The organism is Dermacoccus sp. MPR-E5 (genome assembly GCF_058809565.1).
Map to the genome: position 1 here is coordinate 63,280 of NZ_JBXASS010000005.1, position 18,624 is coordinate 81,903.

General features: G+C 69.5%; 18 protein-coding genes. 8 read left to right on the forward strand and 10 right to left on the reverse strand.

What is annotated here, in order from left to right; translation table 11 throughout:
• Nucleotides 1-47: 47 nt before the first annotated feature.
• From AC1RS9_RS05135 to AC1RS9_RS05160, 6 genes are all read right to left on the reverse strand, one after another.
• Nucleotides 48-1,007, reverse strand: a complete 960-nt coding sequence (locus AC1RS9_RS05135) for a glycosyltransferase family 2 protein (protein WP_131941882.1) — start codon at nucleotides 1,005-1,007, stop codon at nucleotides 48-50.
• Between the two features lie 169 nt (nucleotides 1,008-1,176).
• Entirely contained in the window at nucleotides 1,177-1,992 is an 816-nt protein-coding gene (locus AC1RS9_RS05140; protein ID WP_131941880.1) for an FAD:protein FMN transferase, read from the reverse strand.
• A gap of 40 nt (nucleotides 1,993-2,032) precedes the next feature.
• Nucleotides 2,033-2,551: an FMN-binding protein gene (locus AC1RS9_RS05145; RefSeq protein ID WP_074040838.1), complete on the reverse strand. Its 519-nt coding sequence runs from the start codon at nucleotides 2,549-2,551 to the stop codon at nucleotides 2,033-2,035.
• A 29-nt stretch (nucleotides 2,552-2,580) separates the two neighbouring features.
• Nucleotides 2,581-4,062, reverse strand: coding sequence for a ferredoxin reductase family protein (locus AC1RS9_RS05150; protein ID WP_131941878.1), 1,482 nt, complete (start codon nucleotides 4,060-4,062; stop codon nucleotides 2,581-2,583).
• A 151-nt stretch (nucleotides 4,063-4,213) separates the two neighbouring features.
• Nucleotides 4,214-5,026, reverse strand: coding sequence for a DsbA family oxidoreductase (locus AC1RS9_RS05155; protein ID WP_131941876.1), 813 nt, complete (start codon nucleotides 5,024-5,026; stop codon nucleotides 4,214-4,216).
• Between the two features lie 304 nt (nucleotides 5,027-5,330).
• A complete protein-coding gene (locus AC1RS9_RS05160) occupies nucleotides 5,331-6,437 on the reverse strand; it encodes an ABC transporter permease (protein ID WP_200829307.1) in 1,107 nt (368 codons plus the stop codon).
• Nucleotides 6,438-6,548: 111 nt separating this feature from the next.
• Between AC1RS9_RS05160 and AC1RS9_RS05165 the strand changes: the two genes are divergently transcribed.
• On the forward strand, nucleotides 6,549-7,142 hold the full coding sequence (locus AC1RS9_RS05165) for a TetR/AcrR family transcriptional regulator (RefSeq protein ID WP_255569633.1): 594 nt from the start codon (nucleotides 6,549-6,551) through the stop codon (nucleotides 7,140-7,142).
• Nucleotides 7,143-7,569: 427 nt separating this feature from the next.
• Here the strand turns inward: AC1RS9_RS05165 and AC1RS9_RS05170 are convergent, their stop codons facing one another.
• Both AC1RS9_RS05170 and AC1RS9_RS05175 read right to left on the reverse strand, forming a co-directional pair.
• Nucleotides 7,570-8,838: a hydroxyacid-oxoacid transhydrogenase gene (locus tag AC1RS9_RS05170; RefSeq protein WP_131941872.1), complete on the reverse strand. Its 1,269-nt coding sequence runs from the start codon at nucleotides 8,836-8,838 to the stop codon at nucleotides 7,570-7,572.
• A gap of 175 nt (nucleotides 8,839-9,013) precedes the next feature.
• Nucleotides 9,014-9,931 carry a hypothetical protein gene (locus AC1RS9_RS05175; RefSeq protein WP_131941870.1) on the reverse strand — a complete coding sequence of 306 codons (918 nt, stop codon included), beginning with the start codon at nucleotides 9,929-9,931 and terminating at the stop codon, nucleotides 9,014-9,016.
• Between the two features lie 250 nt (nucleotides 9,932-10,181).
• Here AC1RS9_RS05175 and AC1RS9_RS05180 point away from each other — a divergent pair, with 250 nt between their 5' ends.
• The 4 genes from AC1RS9_RS05180 (at nucleotide 10,182) to AC1RS9_RS05195 (ending at nucleotide 14,427) form a co-directional block, all read left to right on the forward strand.
• Nucleotides 10,182-11,243, forward strand: coding sequence for a hypothetical protein (locus AC1RS9_RS05180; protein ID WP_449758864.1), 1,062 nt, complete (start codon nucleotides 10,182-10,184; stop codon nucleotides 11,241-11,243).
• A gap of 78 nt (nucleotides 11,244-11,321) precedes the next feature.
• Nucleotides 11,322-12,005 (forward strand): HAD family hydrolase, encoded by a 684-nt coding sequence (locus tag AC1RS9_RS05185; RefSeq protein WP_449758865.1) that lies wholly within the window; start codon nucleotides 11,322-11,324, stop codon nucleotides 12,003-12,005.
• Nucleotides 12,006-12,210: 205 nt separating this feature from the next.
• On the forward strand, nucleotides 12,211-13,764 hold the full coding sequence (locus tag AC1RS9_RS05190; protein WP_449758866.1) for an amino acid permease: 1,554 nt from the start codon (nucleotides 12,211-12,213) through the stop codon (nucleotides 13,762-13,764).
• 147 nt (nucleotides 13,765-13,911) lie between these two features.
• The gene (locus AC1RS9_RS05195) at nucleotides 13,912-14,427 is read left to right on the forward strand and encodes a DUF1697 domain-containing protein (protein ID WP_144708298.1); all 516 of its coding nucleotides are present in this window, start codon (nucleotides 13,912-13,914) and stop codon (nucleotides 14,425-14,427) included.
• Between the two features lie 179 nt (nucleotides 14,428-14,606).
• Here AC1RS9_RS05195 and AC1RS9_RS05200 read toward each other — a convergent pair whose 3' ends face one another.
• Complete coding sequence (locus AC1RS9_RS05200; RefSeq protein WP_006945152.1) at nucleotides 14,607-15,974, reverse strand: threonine/serine exporter family protein; 1,368 nt, start codon at nucleotides 15,972-15,974, stop codon at nucleotides 14,607-14,609.
• A gap of 95 nt (nucleotides 15,975-16,069) precedes the next feature.
• Here AC1RS9_RS05200 and AC1RS9_RS05205 point away from each other — a divergent pair, with 95 nt between their 5' ends.
• Nucleotides 16,070-16,864 carry an LOG family protein gene (locus AC1RS9_RS05205; RefSeq protein WP_492920700.1) on the forward strand — a complete coding sequence of 265 codons (795 nt, stop codon included), beginning with the start codon at nucleotides 16,070-16,072 and terminating at the stop codon, nucleotides 16,862-16,864.
• On the forward strand, nucleotides 16,861-17,124 hold the full coding sequence (locus AC1RS9_RS05210; protein ID WP_492920702.1) for a hypothetical protein: 264 nt from the start codon (nucleotides 16,861-16,863) through the stop codon (nucleotides 17,122-17,124). The genes AC1RS9_RS05205 and AC1RS9_RS05210 overlap by 4 nt, the downstream gene beginning before the upstream one ends.
• A 166-nt stretch (nucleotides 17,125-17,290) precedes the next feature.
• On the opposite strand, the gene AC1RS9_RS05215 is transcribed toward AC1RS9_RS05210, so the two are convergent.
• Nucleotides 17,291-17,719 (reverse strand): DUF6918 family protein, encoded by a 429-nt coding sequence (locus AC1RS9_RS05215; RefSeq protein WP_474905499.1) that lies wholly within the window; start codon nucleotides 17,717-17,719, stop codon nucleotides 17,291-17,293.
• Between the two features lie 235 nt (nucleotides 17,720-17,954).
• On the opposite strand from AC1RS9_RS05215, the gene AC1RS9_RS05220 reads away from it, so the two are divergent.
• Nucleotides 17,955-18,584: a GNAT family N-acetyltransferase gene (locus AC1RS9_RS05220; RefSeq protein ID WP_144694680.1), complete on the forward strand. Its 630-nt coding sequence runs from the start codon at nucleotides 17,955-17,957 to the stop codon at nucleotides 18,582-18,584.
• Nucleotides 18,585-18,624: the final 40 nt, after the last annotated feature.

An 18,624-nucleotide genomic window follows, 5' to 3' on the forward strand; every position in this document is an offset into this window, starting at 1 on the left:
CTAGGTCGCTGGGCGGGCGGCCGCGCTGAGCGGCCCCCCGCGATGACTCACAGGGTGGGGTCGCCGACGCGGCTCTCGGGCGTCTCGAGGCTGTCGTACGCGATGTAGTGGGTCGGGCGAGCCTGCATCGCCACGTACAAACGCCCGACGTACTCGCCGAGGATTCCGAGGCACAACAGCTGGAATGCCCCGAAGCCACAGATCGCGACCATGGTGGAAGCCCAGCCGGTGATCGAGTGGCCCGTCAGTTTGGAGATGAGCGCGAACACGAGAACCAGGAAGGCGGTGACGAACCCCAGACCGGCGAACCACGTCGCCAGCCGGAGTGGAGCGTTGGATACGCCTGTGATGCTGTCGAACGTCAGCTTCAGCATCTTCGACAGCGGATACTTCGACTCGCCTGCGGCGCGGGCCTCACGCTTGTAGCCGACCTCGGCGCTCGGGAAACCGAGGTGCGGGACGGCGAGGCGCAGCACGCGGTTCTGCTCGGGCAGCGCGAGGACGGCGTCGACCGTTTCTCGGCTCATGAGGCGGAAGTCGGCTGCGTTCATCGCGCCACCCGCCCCGAGCTTGCCCATCACCTTGTAGAAGCCCTCCGCCGTGGTGCGCTTGAACGCCGTGTCCGTCGTGCGGTCGGTGCGTACGCCGTAGACGACGTCGACGTGCTCGCGCTTCGCGACGTCGAGCATCTCGGCGATGACCTCCGGGGGATCCTGGAGGTCGGCGTCGATCGTCACCATCCAGGAGCCGAGAGAGCGCGCGAGGCCGGCGCTCATGGCGGCCTGGTGGCCTGCGTTCGCGCGCAACCGCACGACACGGATCTGCGGCCACTCGCGGCGCAGTCGCTGCAGGATGGTGGGGGTGTCGTCAGATGATCCGTCGTCGACGCACACGACCTCGTACGAGGTATTCATGCCGTCGAGGACGGGGCGCAGACGCTCGGCGAACAGGGGCAGCACGTCCTGCTCGTTGAACATGGGGACAACGACGGACAATTCAGGGTTCACCGCCCCAGAATACGTGGCGGTACCGCGGATGCAGCGGACATGCCGGCCGGAGGGTCGGACCGCGCCCGCGCCGACTCACGCCTCCTGGCGGGGTCCGTTCGCGGCCGGGCCGGCGGCGGTCTCGGATCTGCATGCCGGCCGCGCCTCGAGACCCGTGGGAGGCAGCGTGTCAGGCCTGCAGGTGCGCGACGCGGTAGCTGGCGGCCATGCGACTGAAGGCGAGGGCGTCGGGTTCGAGGAAGCAGGCGGTGGCCCACACGTCGGCCCAGATTAGATCCGGGCCGACGACGGTGACGCTCGCACACTCGCCCCCGTGCCCCATCGGCGATTCCTGTCCTCTTCTGCGATTTTCGTCCACATTCGTCCTCGGGTCGACGATGTGGGCGCCGCGCTGCGCGGTGCCTGATGTCGCCAGCGCGCCCTGCGTCAGCTCGATCGTCGCGACGACGCCCGCCGCGTCGCGCGGGTCGCTGATGCCAACGCGCCACACGCGCTCGATGCTTGCACTCGCGCCCGGCCCCGCGTCGCACGTCAGGTCACCGCCGGCGTTGAGGCAGAACACGATTCCGGGGACGGCGCGCAGGACGTCGGCGGCACGCTCGACGGCGAAACCCTTGACGAGGCCCGTCGGGTCGTACCCGCGGCTGCCGTCGGGACCGACGAGGTCGGTCGTGAACAGGCCATTCGTGACGGTCGCGGCTTCCTCGCACAACGCGCGAACGTCTGCGTACCAGGGGTCCGCCTCGGTCTCGTCGAGCTCACCGCGGCGAATACGCATGAGGTCGCTGTCGGCGCGGTAGGTCGAGAACACGTCGTCGGCGCGGTGCAGGGCGGCGAAGGCGCGGTGGGCTGCGTCGGCCAGTTCGTCTGTGCGTGAGTCGAACTCGTCGTGTGCGACGCGAATATGGAGCGAGACGGCCATGCCCATCGTGTGTTCGACGAACGCTCGGGTGCGCCACGGCGGTTCCGGGGTGGTGGGCATCATGATCTCTTCTCGCGTCGAAGCCGTCGTCATCATCGCGGGCTCAGATGTGGGCCTGGTCGAGCGCCGACTGCAGGCTCTGGATGTAGCCCGTCGAGGTGTACGTCGCGCCGGAGACCATGTCGATCGAGCTCGTCGTCGTGCCCGTCGCCTCGGAGTTGAGCGTCGGGATGGCCACGGAGTTGATCTCCTGATCGCGCGAGTTCTCGCTCGGGTAGACGATGGCCTCCGACGAGGTGACCTTTCCGTTCGCGACGGTGATGCGCACCTGCACCGGCCCCCAACGCGTATCGACGCTCGTGCCCGTGTAGGTCGCGGACTTCGCCGAGCCGGACGTGGAAGCCGAGGCCGCGGGCGTCGAACCCGAACCGGTGCCGGACCCCGATGTCGTCGTCTGCGTCGATCCCGCCTCGCTCTGGCCCGTCGTGGTGTTCTGCTGCATCGCAACGGTGTTCGACGCCCCAGCCCCGCCGGCTGCGACTGCCTCGGTCGACGTGCGGTAGCTGAACAGCAGCACGAGCAGCGTCAGCGTGCTCATGGCCCACCAGGTGATGCGTTTCATGATCGTCCTCGCTCAGTAAGTCAGTAGGTTCAGTAGGTGAAGTGCTCGACGTGGATCTGCTCGCGCGGCACGCCGATCTCGCGCAGCGCTCGCTCGACCGCGCGCATCCACCCGGCCCCGCCGCAGACGTAGACGTCGCGTTCGCGCACGTCCGGGCAGGCGAGCAAGAGGGCGTCGGCGTCGCTGAGGTGACGGTGATCCTCGGGCAGCCAGCTCTCACGGCCGGGGATGCGGTGGCCGCGCAGCACGATGTACTGGCCACCGCGCGCGGCGGTGATGGCCTCGATCTCGTCGTCGAGCACGAGGTCGTCGTCGGTGCTGTGACGGTGGATGACGGTCGCGTCGAGCCGCCCCGTCGCGGGGTCGCTCGGCAGTTCGTCGAGCAGGGCGCGTAGCGGCGTGATGCCGATTCCGGCGCCGATGAGCAGCGACGCCCGGGTGCGAGCCGCACCTGCGTGCATGCGGCCGTACGGTCCTTCGACGAGGACGCGCGTCCCCGGCGTCAGCGTCGACAGGCGGCGTGAGCCGTCACCGATCATCGCGGCGGTGAAGCGTAGCTCGACCTGCCCGTCGTCCCTCACGCGAGGCGCGGCGGACAGCGAGTACGGGTTCGCGCGCGTCACGCCCGGCCCGCCGAAGCGCCACTGCAGGAACTGGCCGGCGCGCGCGTCGAGCGCGGCCGTGGCGCGCCCCACGGCGCTGACGTTGACGACGCCGGGCGCGATCTCCTGGATGTGCGTCACGCGCAGGCCGGCGCGCTGGGTGCGCGCGAGCGGCAGCAGCACACGGAACACGATGACGGTGAGCGCCACCGCCGCGTACAGGGCCCACCAGAACGTCGTCGCGACGGGCGAGGCGAGGAAGTCGCGGCCCGTCCACAGCTGGTGCGGTAGGGCCAGACCCACGCCGAGGTAGGCGTACAGGTGCAGCAGATGCCAGCTCTCGTAGCGCAGCGCGCGCGAGCGCGGGGACCGAGTCGCGCTACCGGGGCGCAGCGGTTTGATGCTGGTGACGACGACGAGGCACAGCGCGACGGTTCCGGCCAGGGCGAGCAGCATCGCCGGGTAGGTGAGGGTGAAGTCGACGATCTGCCCCCAGACGCTCTGGTGCGCGTCGGCGGCGTAGCCGAGCGTGATGAGGGCGATGTGGGCGAGCATCAGCGTGAAACTCGAGAAGCCGACCCAGCGGTGCAGGCGCGTCAGCCCATCCTGCCCGAAGGCCTGCTCCACGAACGGAACTCGCGCCATGAGCAGCACCTGCAGCAGGAGCAGGTAGCTCGCGATCAGACCCGTGAGGCGGCCCGATTCGTCGAGGACGCCCGACGTGGACGTCAGGCCGGCGATCCCGCCGTTCGTCACCCACAGGGCGACGACGAACAGGCCGAGGCCCCAGGCGACAACGATGCTCGCGTCACGCCACCAGGAGGGGATGACGCGCGGTTCGCGTGGTGCCGCGACGGCGGAGGCGCCGAGTCTGTTCGGTGTCGGCGGCATGGTGACCTGCGTGCTCATGACGCCACTGTCCCGCCCTCACTTCACCACCCCGTATGGCGTCGCTGTGAGGCGGCTATGAGGGCGTCGGAGCCGTACCCATCTGCGATGTTCGTCCACATTTACTCCCGGTAAACGGGTACGAAAATCGCAGATGGGTACGGGCCCGCGGTCAGATGGCGCAGTGGTCGGTGTCGCAGGTGCCGGGATGGCTGTGGGTGCTGGCGCGGCCATGGTCGACTGAGTCGGCGTCGGGGCCGGTGGGCTCGACGTCGTCGGGGTCGGCGTCGTCGGATGACGTGGACGCGCCGTGCGTTGCCGCCGCGTCCAAGGTCGGGTCCGAGGTGGCCGTACGAGCCTGCCAGGCCTGCGTCAGGGCGCGCTCGAACGTATCGACGGGCTGCGCACCGGAGACGGCGAGGCGCCCGTCGAGGACGAAGAACGGCACACCGGTGATGCCGATCTGACGCGCCGCCGCTTCGTCGGCGCGCACGTCCTGAGTGAACTCGTCGCCGGCCAGGACGCGGCGGACGTCGTCGGCGGGCAACCCGATCTCCTCGCCGAGACGCTGCAGTTCGTCGACGTCGCCGATCGAGACGCCCTCTGTGAAGTACGCGTGCATGAGGCGCGTCTCCGCCGCGGTCGCGAGTCCGTGATGCGCTGCGAGATGGATGAGGCGGTGGGCGTCGAACGTGTTGCCGTACTTCGCGTCCTGCCAGTTGAACGTCAGGCCGACGGCGGCCGCGCGCGCTGCGACGTCCCGCTGGCTCGCCGCCGACTGCTCGGCGCTGATGCCGTACTTCGTCGCAATCGTGTCGACGAGCGTGCGGCCGGGCTCACGCTCTATGCTCGGGTCGAGTTCGTAGCTGTGCCAGACGATCTCGACGTCGTCCGCGTGCTCGAAGTTCTCGAGCGCCAGCTCGAGGTGTCGCTTGCCGATGACGCAGAACGGGCAGACGATGTCGCTCCAGATGTCGATCTTCATGCCGGTGTCAATACCGTTGACTGTTCAACTATTCCGACATGTGCTGGCTGCGACGATCCGTCCCGCCGACGGCCGGAAGCGGGTGCGTGACAAGGCTGCGCCCGACTCGCCCCGCCCGAGTGCCCCGTGCCCGACTCACGTACTCCTGCACCGCCGTGTTCTGCGCAATGCCCGCGCCCGACTCGCCTGTGCCCGATTCGCCCCGTGCGCGACAGGCCCGCCACGACATGGCGCGGGCGCCGACCCAGCCATGATGGATCGCGCCCGGATGATGCCGCGTCGCTCGTCGCGCCCGGGCTGGCCGTCAGTGCGCTGTCTTGCGCCACTTGCCGAGCGACAGCAGGACGAACCCGCCGAAGGCCCAGCAGAGCAGGACGATCCAGGCCTGAGACGCCCCGCGCCCGTCGAAGTAGGCGACTGATCGCAGCGCGGTGCCGGCCGCACCGACGGGCAGGAACTGCCCGATCGTGCCCCAGGGGTGCGGCAGCCACTGCGGGCCGGTCGCGAGGCCCGAGATCGGGTTGGATATGAACAGCATCGCGACGGCGCCGAGCCCGAAGCCGGCCGGGCCGAGGTTCTTCGCGAGTCCGAGAACGGTGAAGCCGATGGCCGCGATGCCGAGGCCGAAGGCGAGCGCGAGCTTCCAGAACGAGCAGTCGACGGCGTCGAGCCAGGACGTGAGCATCCACGCGGCGAGCAGGCCGCCGAGTGTCGCGACGCCGACGACGCCGAGCGCACGTCGAGCGAACGAGCCGCGGAAGGTGAAGAACAGTGCGGCGGACGTCGCCATGCCACCGAAGATCAGCGGCAGTCCGGCGCTCGTCATGGCGGTGCCCATCGGGTCCTTCGCCGGGAGCGGAGCGAGCTCCTGGTAGGTCACCTTCTGGCCCTGCTTCTCGAGGCCCGCCCCGACGCCCTTGAGGAGCGCGGAGTACGGCGAGCCCGCGCCGGCGGCCGTCTGGATGACGGCGCCCTGCGGCTTCACGGCGATGCCGCCGATGGCGTCGCGGTTCTTGACGGCGTCGGCGCCCTGCTCGGGCGTCGAGTAGGTCTTGACGTCGAACGCGCCCGGCTTTTCCTTCTCGAGCGTCGAGGTGATCTTCGACGTCACCTGCTGCGGGCCGCTGGCGGCGAGGGGTAGATCCTTCGCGCCGGAGTGCACGGCCGGCGTCGCGAACGCGAGCAGCATGAGGCCGAGGACGACGGGCAGCGCGAGGACGAAGACGAGCAGCGGCGGCTGCTCCTTCTCGGGTTCCTCGACGCGTTCGGCGCCGTCGGCCTCGACGCCGTTCTGCGTCGTGCCGGTCGTCGCGGGCGCCTCGGTGCGGGCCTGTGCCTCCTCGGCGCGGGCCGCGTCGAGGTCTGCGTGCGTGTGGTGCTCGCCGCGCATGGGCGGCGTGGGTTCGGTCATGACGGCTCCTGATGCCGGGGAGCGGTGCCTGGGCGCGTGGCTCGTGGCCGCTCTGCGATGTCGTGCGATTGACCCCAGCATGGCCCGCCCTGATGCGATGATGCCACCGTGGTGAATTCTTCGCGGGGGCGTCCCAAAGGTGGTAGTGATGCCCGAGAACGCCTGTTGGAGGAGGCCAGAGCACAGTTCTTGGCCTCCGGATACCGCGGCACGTCAGCCCGGTCGATCGCCCGGGAGGCCGGTGTGGACCACTCGTTGGTGAATTATCACTTCGGGACGAAGCGGCTGCTGTTCGCCGAGGCGATGGCGCTGCAGTTCAGCCCGACGTTCGCCGTCGAGTCCGTGTTCAGCCGTGCCCGGGGCAAGCCCCCGCAGCGCGTGGCCGAGGAATCCCTGATGGCCATCATCACCGTGTGGGAGAGCGCGGGCTCGCGCCCGGTGCTGCAGGAGACGGTCGAAGGTGTGCTCGGCGATCCCGCCATCCGCGGGTTGTTCAGCGAGTTCATCACCGCCGAGCTGCTGACGCACGTGCGCGATCACATCGGAGGCGCCGACGCCTCCCGCCGTGCTGCGGGCGTCGGAACCGTCATCTCCGGGCTCGTGTTCGCGCGCTACCTCATCGGCATCGAGCCGATCGCCTCCATGCCGCCGCGCGACGTCGTCCGCACCCTCGCGCCGATGATCGCGCTGCAGCTCGGACGTTGACGCTGACGCCGGCGTCGCTGCCGGCGTCGTCGGTCGCGGGTCAGGCGCCAGTGCGCTCGCGGTCGGGACCGATCGTCTGGGCGCATCACCTGTGACGGTCGCCGGACGCTGACGGGCTGCGGCGTCCTGCCGTCGTCACGCGGGCGACCGGGCCTCACCCGTCTGCGCAGGGGCTTGTCGCCGATCTTCGCGATGCGCTCGGCGTACTGAGCCGGAAAGCCCATCGGACGCTCGTCGTCAGAACCGGCGAGCCGGACGAGGGCGGCGTCATGCCAGGGGCCCGGCGTGACGACGGAATCGATGCGCGAATCGCAGAGGGGGACGGGCGGGCGCCTTGTAGGCCCGGCCACCTGTGAACCCCCCGCAGCGGTCGACGTCCTGCGATGCCGAGCCCCACCGTAGCGCCCGCCTCACGGCAGCGGTGTCGTCACCAGAGCGTCATCGAATCTCGCAGCACGCGTTCGACGTCGGTCTCGGTGATGTCGACGGGCGCCGTCGCGAGCAGGCGCTGCTGCTTCATCGCGCCGTCGACGAGCTGCGGCAGGTCGCTGCTCGAATAGCCCAGTGCAACAAGGCCGTTGGGCAGGCCGATGTCGCGCATGAGGCGACGCAGTGCGTCGGGCAGCGCATCGCAGCCGAGGTCGCTGCCGGCGGTGTCCGGTTCCAGCAACGCGGCCAACTCGTGGTGGCGCCCCGGGTCGGCGGGGTAGAGCAGCGCGAACGCGGCGGGCGCCGTCATCGCTACGGCCATGCCGTGCGGCACCATCGGGTGGTCGGCGTCGTAGCCGTCGGGGCGGAAGTCGCGCACCATGCCGGCGATCGGGTAGGCGCACGCGTGCGGCACGTGGACGCCGGCGTTGCCGAACCCCATGCCCGCGAACGTCGCCGCGAGCGCCATCGCGCCGCGCGCGTCCACGTCGTCACCGTCCGCGACGGCGGTGCGGAACGACGTCGCGAGCAAACGCACGGCCTCGCGCGACCACATGTCGCTGATCGGGTTGGCGCCGCAGTACGGCACGCGCTCCTCGGCACGCTTGGCGGCGAATTCGGTGTACGGCTTGGCCGCGTAGCTCTCGAGGGCGTGGCAGAGGATGTCCATGCCCGCGGCCGCGGTGACGCCGGCGGGCTGCGTCATCGTCAATTGCGGGTCGACGACGGCGAGCCGCGGGCGCAGCGACGCATGGCTGATGCCCGTCTTGACATTCGCTTCGAGCACGTCGAGGACGCAGATCGTCGTCGACTCGCTGCCCGTGCCGGTCGTCGTCGGCACGGCGATGACGGGCACGAGCGGCTTCGTCGGGTTCTTGCCGCCACCGACGGGCGCGTTGATGTAGTCGACGAGGTCGCCGTCGTTCGTCGTCATGAGGGCGATGGCCTTGGCCGTGTCGATGCTCGAGCCACCCCCGACGGCGACGATCGCGTCCCACGGCCCGTTCTTGCGGGCCCAGTCGGTGGCTTCCTGCAACGAGGCGTCGCTCGGCTCGACGCGGGCGCCGGTGAAGACGTCGACGCTGATGTCACCGCCCGTCAGGACGTCGGCGACGCGTCGCGTGATGCCTGCGTCCGCGACGCCCGGATCACTCACGACGGCGACGCTGCGCGCGCCGAGATTGGATGCGTCCCAAGCGATCTCGTCGATGGCTCCGGGGCCGAACTTCAGTTGGGGGCTGCCGTAGGTGAACACCGTTTCGTCCATGGGCTCGACGGTACGCGAGTGAAACGAACGAGGCACCTGGCCCGGGGCGGAACTGTTCGAACCTCGTGACGTCCCACTCGGCGCAGATCGCGCCGAGTGGGGCAATCGGTCGGCGCGAACGTCCCACGTGGTGCAGTTCCGCACCGTGTGGGGCGTCGAGCGTCGCCCCGCCGTGTCAGCGTCGACGTCTCGAGCGCGCCCGCGTCGACGATCGCCGCACCTGCGCGGCCGTCAGCCGCTCATGCCGGCGCATCTCACGCGCGACGCGGGCCTGAGCGCGCTCGAGCGGCAGTTCCTGACGGCGTCGGCGCGCGGCCTGCATCTGTGAGCGCATCGTCGCGCGCATCTGTTCGCGCGGGTAGGGGCGGCCGCCGATGAAGTCGCGCACGGCGTTCCAGCGTTCGTCGTAGGCGTCGTTGAAACGCGCGTGGGAGCGCCGATCGAGCCACCCGCCCGTCTTGTATCGCTTGGTCGCCCACCACGATCCGGGTTTCGCGACGCGCACGGCACCCACGACGGCGAGACCGGGCACGAACACGCCGATCAACCCCGTCAGCAGCTTGCCCTTGAGGATCGTCAGGACGACGAACCCGAAGTTGATGACGATGCCCACCGCGACGACGACGCCGGGCACTCCGTCGCTGCCGGGGACGATGTCGAGCGGGTTCGCGCCCAGGACGAGGGCTGCGGTGATGGCGACGGCGACGAGCAGGGCGCTGATCGACTGGCGTCCCTCCTCCTGCCAGTAGACGTCCTCGAGGTGCAGCCACATCGCGAACTCGTCGAGGGTGAGGGCGGCTCCCGTGCCGAAGATCGCCGCGAGCAGGTTGAGCCACAGGCCGCGCTCGGGCAGGTACGTGATGAGCATGAGGCCGCTGAACAGCAGCATGAGGATGCCCCACACCTGATGGTGGATGTGGATGCCCGCGATGGCGATGTTGCGGAACATGCCCGGCTCGGCGTTCTCCTTGAGGTACGCCTCGGCCTGGTCGGCGCGGTGACGGATGTAGCGCGTCGCGGTGCGCGTCGCGGCCGTCGCGAGGACGAAGAAGATGAGCAGCCACAGCACGGCGTGGCGGCTCGGGTCGATCATGTCTTCATCGTAGGCGCGGCAACTGCCCGTGCCCCGGACGGCATCAGCCGGCGTCGCACCCCCCGTCGCAGCATCATTGCCCGAAATCGCGTCGTGCTTGACGCGTTCTCGGGCACGATGCGCCGCTACCTAGCCGGCCGGAATACTTTCACGTGCGGACGCTTCTCACCCCGCGAGCGTGAGCGGCGTCATACTGGTCGGGCGTGGTTCGCGACCCCGCCCGACCTCACTCGACAGCAAAGGCAGTCCGATGACCGACAACACCACCCCGGCGGGCGGCTCGTCCCGCATCGACGGCGCTTCCGAGCGCGAAGTCGCCCGCAACGACACGTCGGATCGATCGGTTGACCAGAATGATGCACGACTCGACGGCGGCTACGCCCAGGCGCACGAGCAGCGCGGTCCGCAGGGAAGGACAGGTGAATCGGCGAGCGAGTACCCGTCTCACACGTCTCGGGGCCAGAGCTACGGACAGCAGAGCGCGCCCCACGCAGAGCAGGGCAAGTCCCATGATTCACAGCGATGGCAGGACGCGAGCGGGCCACATTCCGCAGCGTGGCAGGACGGCCGACCATACGGGCAGCAGCAGCCTCAACCCGGACAGCACGATGCCCACCAGCAGGGTCAGCAGTACGGTCTTCAGGGCCACGCCTTCTCGAACCACGGGTTCCAGAACTCTCCCCACGACCAGCAGGCTGGTGCGCCCTTCTCGTCAGGCGGTCAGTGGCATGCGTCGCCCGGGTACCAGGGGCAGCAGGGTGCTGGAGGCGGGCAGTACGACCAGTCCGCAGGCGGGCAGTACGGTCAGCAAGGGGTGCCGTGGGGCGCTTCGGACGGACGGGGCCCGGGCGCTGCGCCGGGCAACCCATGGAATGCTCAGGGTGCCCCCACCAACTGGAACACCAAGGGCGCGCCCGCGAAGGGGGCGGCCCCTCTGCGTCAGCCCGACGGCACGTTGCACCTGGGCAATTCGGCGCTGGCGGCCTCACTCCTCGCCCAGCTGTTCGTCATGCTGGGGTGCATCGGCCCCTGGGCGAGTGTGTTCGGCATCTCCGCGTCGGGAATGAACGGTGACGGCGTCTTCGTGTTGCTGTTCGCATTGGCGGCGGCGGGTCTCGTCGGGGCGTTCCTCGCCGGGAAGCTTCCGCCGAAAGCACTGTGGGGCGCTGTCGTCGCGGCGGGATTGTGCGCGTTGATCGGTCTCATCGACGCGGTCAACGTCGGGTCCTACATGGCGTGGGGGCTGGTCATGGTGGTGTTCTTCAGCATCATCGCCACTGCTGCGACAGTGTTCGGCACGTTGCGCCGCTGAACCGGCCGTCGCCCGGCGCCGGTCGCGGTGGCGCCGCGTTCATTGCGTCGGGTGCCGCGAACGGGCAAGGATGGTGGGATGACTGACGATTCGCAGCAGGCTTCCGGGGCCGTCGACACCGTCCTGTTCGACGTCGACGGCACCCTCATCGACTCGACGTACCACCATGCCATCGCGTGGGCGCGTGCGTTCGCGCGCTTCGACCTGTATCCGCCGCTGTGGCGCGTGCACCGCTCGATCGGCATGGGCGGCGACCAGCTCGTCCCGAACCTCGTCGGCGACGACGTCGAGAGCAAGCACGGCGGCGACCTGCGCGACGCGTGGGAGGAGGAGTACGAGAAGCTCCTGCCCGAGGTGCGCGGATTTGACGGCGCTGCCGACGCCGTGCGCGCCGCGCGCAGCAAGGGCTACAAGGTGGCGCTCGCGAGCAGCGGCAAGGAGGAGTTCACTGACGCTGCGCTCGAGAAGGTCGGGCTGACGCGCGACGACTTCGACGCCGTCACCTCCTCCGACGACGCCGACAACAGCAAGCCCGAACCCGACATCCTCGAGGTCGCGCTGAAGGAGGCAGGCGGCTCGAAGGGCGTCCTCATCGGCGACGCGACGTGGGACGTCGAGGCCGCCAAGAAGGCCGGCATGTCGACGATGGGGCTGCGCACCGGCGGTTTCTCCGCCGCCGAGATGCATGACGCGGGCGCCACCGACGTCGTCGACGCCATCACCGACCTGCGCGACGGCACCTGGCTCGACCGCCTGAACTGACGCCGTAGATCGGTCCCGTAGGTCCATCTGGCTGGGGGCACCCCGAAGACACCGAGCGAAATGTTCGAATGCGAGCGGCACAGCGCTCGTGTTCGACCATTTCGCTCGTTCTCACCCCGCTCGTCCCGGGTCGGACGTGCGTCACATCCCGGACTCGCCGACCGTCCGAGTGGCAATCACCCGTCGAACAGGGGACGGTGTTGACATGTCGACTCAAGCCGGTGGCGACAGACAGGCCTCGCCCGTCTCGCCCGAACCGTCGAAATCGTCCGCCCAGCCGCCCACCGACGACGCCCCGCTGGGCGCCCTCGAATCGGGGCTGAAACCGCGTCACGTCACGATGATCTCGATCGCCGGCGTCATCGGCGCCGGCCTGTTCGTCGGCTCGGCGAACGCGATCCAGCTGGCCGGCCCGAGCGCCATCATCAGCTATGCGGCGGCCGGCCTCGTCGTCGTCCTCGTCATGCGCATGCTCGGCGAGATGGCGACCGTCAACCCGGATACGGGTTCGTTCAGCGTCTACGCCGACCGCGCGCTCGGCAAGTGGGCCGGGTTCTCGATCGGCTGGCTGTACTGGTGGGCGTGGGCGCTCATCATCCCCGTCGAGGCGACCGCCGGCGCGACGATCCTGCACAACTGGATCGACTGGCCGCAATGGGTGTTCGCGTTCCTCATCACGGCGATCCTGACGGCGACGAACCTCGTCAGCGTCGGCAACTACGGCGAGTTCGAGTTCTGGTTCGCGCTCATCAAGGTCGTCATCATCATCGGGTTCATCGCGCTCGGCGTACTGGCGATCCTCGGCATCCTGCCGACGAGCGACGTCTCCGGCGTGCACGGCCTCACCGACCACGGGTTCTTCGGTGGCGGCGTCGGCGGCATCTTCGCCGCGATGCTGACGACCACGACGACGTACCTCGGCACCGAGATCGTGACGATCGCCGCGGCCGAGTCCAACAACCCCGTCGGCGGCATCCGCAAGGCCGTCAACAGCGTCATCTGGCGCATCTCGATCTTCTACCTGGGTTCGATCATGGTCGTCGTGTGCCTCGTCGACTGGACGAGCCCCGACCTCGCGTCCAAGGGTTCGTACCAGTACACGCTCGAGACGATCGGGCTCGGCCGACTGACGACCGTCCTCGACCTCGCGATCCTGACGGCCGTCGCGAGCTGCCTCAACTCGGCGCTCTACACCGCGAGCCGCATGGCGTTCAGCCTGGGCCAGCGTGGTGACGCGCCGAAGTCGTTCGGGCGGACGAACAAGCGCGGCGTGCCCGTCGCGGCGATCCTCGCGAGCGTCGTCGTCGGCTTCTTCTGCGTCGCCCTCAACTACGTGCTGCCCGACAAGATCTTCGCCTACCTGCTGTCGACGGCCGGATGCGCGGCACTGTTCGTGTACCTGTGCATCTCGTTCACGCAGCTGCGCTCGCGCCGCGCGATGGACGCGGCAGGCACGACGGTCCGGGTGCGCATGTGGCTGTTTCCGTGGCTGACGTACGCGACGATCGCGTTCATCCTGCTCATCCTCGTCATGATGGCGTTCGACGACGGCCAATCGCAGAACCTGTGGTTCTCGCTCGCGGTGGCAGCGATCGTGCTCGTCGCGGCGTTCGCCCGTCACGGCTTCACGGGTGGCTCGGACGAAGAGATCGTCGAGGCCGCCGAGCAGGGGCTCGCCGAACACGACGACCCCGATGTTCCCGACGATGCCGACGACACGACGGCTACCTCGACCGAGGCTCACCGCAACGACGCCTGAGCACTTCCGTCCACCCTTGATTCCTGTCCCCATCGGCGAACGGCGTCCACAACGGCGATTCCTGTCCACATGTGCGATTTTCGCCCGCCTTCACCCCGAGCCCTCGGCTTCGGCGGCGGACGCGACGTCGGGTGGCAGGATCGAGCTGTGAGCACCTACGTCATGTTCCTGCGCGGCATCAACGTCGGGGGCGTGCGCGTGCCCATGCCGCGTTTGCGCGAAGTGCTGACGGAGGCGGGTGCCCGCGAGGTGACGACGTGGCTCGCGACGGGCAACGTCCGTCTCGCATTCGACGGCCCCGCCGACGACCTCAAGACACTCGCCGAGCGTGTCCTGTGCGACGAGTTTGACTACGACGCCTACGTTCTCGTGCGTGACGCGGACGAGCTCGCGAACATCGTCGACGCCTGGCCGTTCACGCCCGACGACGCGCACCACCGCTACGTCGTGCTCGGGGGCGCGCCCGCCTACGACGACGCTCAGGCCGCCATCGACGCCAACCCCAGCGACGAACACGTCCTGGCCGCCGGTGACGACCTCTACTGGCGCACCCTCAAGGGCGCCACGACGACGTCGCCCGTCGCAAAGGTGCTCGCCCGCCCGCGCTGGAAGTCGACGACCACCACGCGCAACCTCAACACCCTCGAGAAGATGCTCGCCTGACGCACCAGCACCAGCACCAGCACCAGCGGGCAACGGCCGGATGGCGGGTAACTCCGCCTCACCAACCCGCACGCGCAGCCGACGACGCCCAGCCCGCCGTCCCCCTGCCATGGCGCCCCACCGTCACACCCAGGCCGCGGCGTCCAACTCGTCACTCGCAGGCAACAGCGGCCAGCCCGTCACCCCCGAGGCGCTTCACCGCCGTGGTCGATGAACGGACGGCGGAAGTCGGGTGTCGACAGGCCCTTGGCGGCGAACTCGGTGTCGTCGAGGTCGGCGTCGCCGTGCTGCGACGCGTGCTTGTACTGGACGCTGCGGGCGCTCCACAGGGAGCGACTCGCGATGAACTGCCCGAGGACGGCGCCGGTGCCGATGGCAAGGGCGACGGCCATCGCTTCGAACAGGTACGCGCCGGCGCTACCCGAGTGCGTCGCGAGCGCCGCGAACCCCTTGTAGAGCACCATGCCCGGCACGAGCGGCGAGATGGCGACGTCGAGGGCGCCGGACGTCGGCAGGTGCGTCGGGCGTGCCATGACGACGCTGACGATGCCGAGCCCCATCGCGGCGACGCTCGTCGCGGTGAAGTTGGAGATCCCGGCGGCGCTGAGCAGCAGGTAGATGGCGCGCGCCGCGGCGCCGAGCAGCGCGAACAGCGGCAGGTGGCGCCAGCGTGCGTGGCTGAGCAGCGCGAATCCGATGGCGATGAGCGCGGCGGCGAGCGTCGTCTGCCACGCGACGGGGTTGCCGTTGCCGGTCTTCTCGATGTCGAGATGCACGCCGACGTGCGCCACGCCGTACACCGCGCCGATGGCGCCGACGACGAGCCCGAGCGTCAGGATCGTCGATTCGATGAGGCGCCCGCAGGCCGTCAGGTACCAGCCCGTCAACAGGTCCTGGATAGCGCTGACGGAGGCGCTGCCGGCCAGCTGCGTCACGAGCGCGGCGGTGATGATGACGCCCGGCGAGCCGATCGGGAACACTGCGACGAGCACCGCACCTGTCGCGACGGCGAGCCCGGCGGCGATCGCGCGTCCGTAGTACGACGGCAGCTGCACGCGTGCGAGCCAGGCGCTGACGACGTCGATGATGACGGCGCACACCGTCGCGATGAGGCAGACGCCCAGCGACCCGCCGAGCAGCCACGCGAACCCGAAGCCCATCGCCGCTGTGCCGAGCGTCTTGAGAGTGCGCGTCTGCGGCGGTTCGGCCTCCAGCTCGTCGAGACGTCGCAGCGCTTCACGGATGTCGATGCGTGAGGTGACGACATCCTCGACGATGTGTTCGAGCACCGTCAGCACGTGCACGTCGAGGCCGGCCGCGCCGACGGTCTGAACGCGCGTGACGGGTGTCGCGTCGTCCGCGGGCGTGTAGCTGAGCGTGATCTGACCCATCGTGACGTTCGCCGTCGTGGTCGCGAAACCGTTGACGCGGGTGATCGTCAGCATGGCCTGGGTGACGTTGGCCGACGGAGATCCGTTGCGCAGCAACATGCTTCCGGCGCGCAGGGTGAACGTGAACAGGTCGTCGATGGGGCGGGAGGAAGGCACGCCGTCACGGTGTCAGGACGCGGGGCGCGGAGTCCACTCGGACGCTCGCCCAGCAGGCAGGGTGCGCTGTCACCGCCCGGCTCTAGGGTGAGGGCATGAGTGAAACCGGCGCGAGAGAGGGCCACGGCGAGCGCGCGAACGAACCCGTCAGCGGTTCGACGGCCTCTGGCGACGCGACGGCCGCGGACGCCGTGCATGGCGACAGGATGAGCGCCGCCACATCGGGCCGCATCGCGGCGACGCCGACCGCGGCGTCGTCGACTTCAGCGGGCGCGAACGCCGGAACGATGCGCAGCGTCGCCGTGTTCTGCGGGTCGACGCCGGGCGCCCACCCGGCGCTCATGGACGCGGCGTACGACGCGGGGCGAGTCATCGCCGAACGGGGTCTGACGCTCGTGTACGGCGCGGGCGGCGGCGGCCTCATGGGCGCGGTGAGCCAGGGCGCGCTCGACGCCGGGGGCGAGGTCGTCGGGTTCATTCCGTCGCTCATGGTCGAGCGCGAATGGGGGCGGCACGACCTCACGGAGTTCCACGAGGTCGACACGATGCACACGCGCAAGGCCGGCATGGCCACGCGCGCCGACGCCTTTCTCACGCTGCCCGGCGGCCTCGGCACGCTCGAGGAGATCTTCGAGGTCTGGACGTGGCGCACCATCGGTTACCACGACAAGCCGGTGGGTTTCCTTGACGTAAAAGGGTTCTGGCGCCCGCTGCTCGACGCGGTGCAGGGTCTGGCGGACGCCGGGTTCATCCGGCAGAGCGTCATCGACGACGCCGTCGTCGCCCCGACCATCGATGAGGCCCTCGACGCTCTCGCCGCCCGCTGCATCGTCAGCGGTGCGGATCTGCGCGGCGGGTCGAGGCGCGTTCGGATGTGCTCGCGCGCTTGAGCGGTGAGGCCGCCGACGTCGATGACGCGCACGTGGCGACGGTGGCGCCTGCTGACGGCGGGTTTGCCTGGGCGAGAACGGCAGTGAGCAACGAGTCGCCTGCCGGCAGAGCCACCGATGGCGGAGATGATGCTGACAACGTCAGTCGTGATGACACCGACGACGCCGACCTCACCGACTGGCAGCGTCAGTGGCTCGACGTCAGCGCACCCGAGGATGAGCCTGACGAAAGCATCCCGACCGTTGACGCCGGCGGTTGATGGGAGGGCATCCCCGCCGTCAGACAGTTGCTGCTCGACGGTCTCGAGCCCGCCTGCCGTCGCTGCCAGGCCCGCCCACACCGCAGTGACCTCGAACGGGGCACGCCCGAAGCCCGAGACGCGAACGCCCCCGCACCGTCAGATACGGGAGCGTCGAGCGGGCCGGTCAGGCGGCGTGCTTCTGCAGCGTCGCGCCGAGGGCGGGCAGCGCGTCCTTGATCATGTCGGCGGCCTTGCCGCGGAACGTGCCGTAGACCTTCGCGATCTGGTCGCGCGACGTCGAGTTGGCGCGCGCATCGGCGATCTTGAGGATGTCGGCGCTCACCTCGTCGCCGCGACCCTTGAGGTATGCGCCGAAGTCGCCCTGGCCACCGAAGGCGTCCCAGTACGGGTCGAAGATCGCGACGATCTGGTCGAGGTTGTCGTTGAGCGCCGACACAACGTCGACCTTCTTCTTCGCGCCCGCGTACGCCGTCTTGATCGCGGCGCCGCTCAGGCCCTTCTTGCCGGAGACCTCGGAGTCGATCGTGGCAGCGAGATCCTTCGCGACGGCGGGACGCACGGCCGGCTGCAGCAGCTTCTCGGAAAGCGACATGATGATGCCTTTCTGTGGCGGTTCGTTTCGCCCGTCAGCCTAGCGTCAGCCCTCGTCGACGGCCCGCGCATCATGCGCCTTCGCGCCTGCCCCACCACACCAGGGCGCCCACCCCGTACACATCTGCGATTTTCGTCCACGTTCGCCCGCCACCGCCGACGGGCGGCGCGCCAGAGCCGATCCCACGGGCTGGGGCCGGGCAGAGCGGGCGAGCGTCTCGCGGTACAACAGGACGGTGACCGAACCCCGCGAACAGCGCCGCACCACCCTTCCGTCGGCAGCGCCGAGACACCCGCTCGTCACCGGGCGCACGGTCCTGCGCGTCATGACGGGTGACGACATCGACGCGGTCGTCACCTACCGCACCCGCCCGAACGTCTACCGCTGGCTCAGCCACGGCGGCCTCGCCGCAGCGCAGCTTCGGGAGAAGTTCCAGCGGCGCATCGAACGCATGACGAAGCCGAGCGACGAACGATCCGAGGTCCAGTTCGTCGTCGAACGGGAGGGGCACGTGATCGGTGACTGCGGATTCGCGATCACCCGCGCCTGGACGAAGGACGACGCTCCGACACCGCATCTCGTCGCGCGCATCCACTACGCACTCGACGATGCCGTCGCCGGCCAGGGGATCGGCACGGAGGTGGTGCGTGCACTCGTCGACCACGCGTTCAGCCTCCCTGACGTCCACCGCGTGCAGGCCGACGTCTTCGCCGGCAACGTCGCATCAGGCCGCGTGCTCGAGAAGCTGCGTTTCCGGCGAGAAGGCTACTTCGTCGATGACGGCGTCATCGACGGCGCGTTCGTCGACGCCTGCCTCTACTCGCTGCTGCGTCGCGAATGGGAGGCCCCCGACCACCCGGCCTGATTGCGCGGAAACGCGTCACATCCGACGCGTCTTCGGGCGA